The sequence below is a fragment of the Pseudoalteromonas sp. SIMBA_162 genome (assembly GCF_046535955.1).
GTDB classification, from domain to species: Bacteria; Pseudomonadota; Gammaproteobacteria; order Enterobacterales; family Alteromonadaceae; genus Pseudoalteromonas; species Pseudoalteromonas marina.
The window spans coordinates 1-230 of sequence record NZ_JAWJBQ010001371.1; the positions used below are offsets into that span (position 1 = coordinate 1).

General features: G+C 39.6%; 1 protein-coding gene. It reads right to left on the reverse strand.

The window, feature by feature from the left end:
• The coding region (locus tag R0J88_RS24095; RefSeq protein WP_410901471.1) for a D-alanyl-D-alanine carboxypeptidase family protein at nucleotides 1-230 on the reverse strand (230 nt) is incomplete at both ends.

The window sequence follows — 230 nt, forward strand, 5'->3', positions numbered from 1 at the left end:
CGTATAGCCTCGCTTTTTCATTCATCAAATCTGCAAATCCTTCAATAGATCCACCCGTATGTTCTGCTAAAGCGTAAGCAGCGTCATTTCCAGAGCGTAACATAAGACCATATAACAACTCTTCTACCGTTACCTTTTCTCCGGGTTCAAGATAGATAGAGGATCCCTCACTCATTGCTGCTTGTCTAGAAATTTCTACTTCTTCTTTAAGATCATTATTCTCAATCACT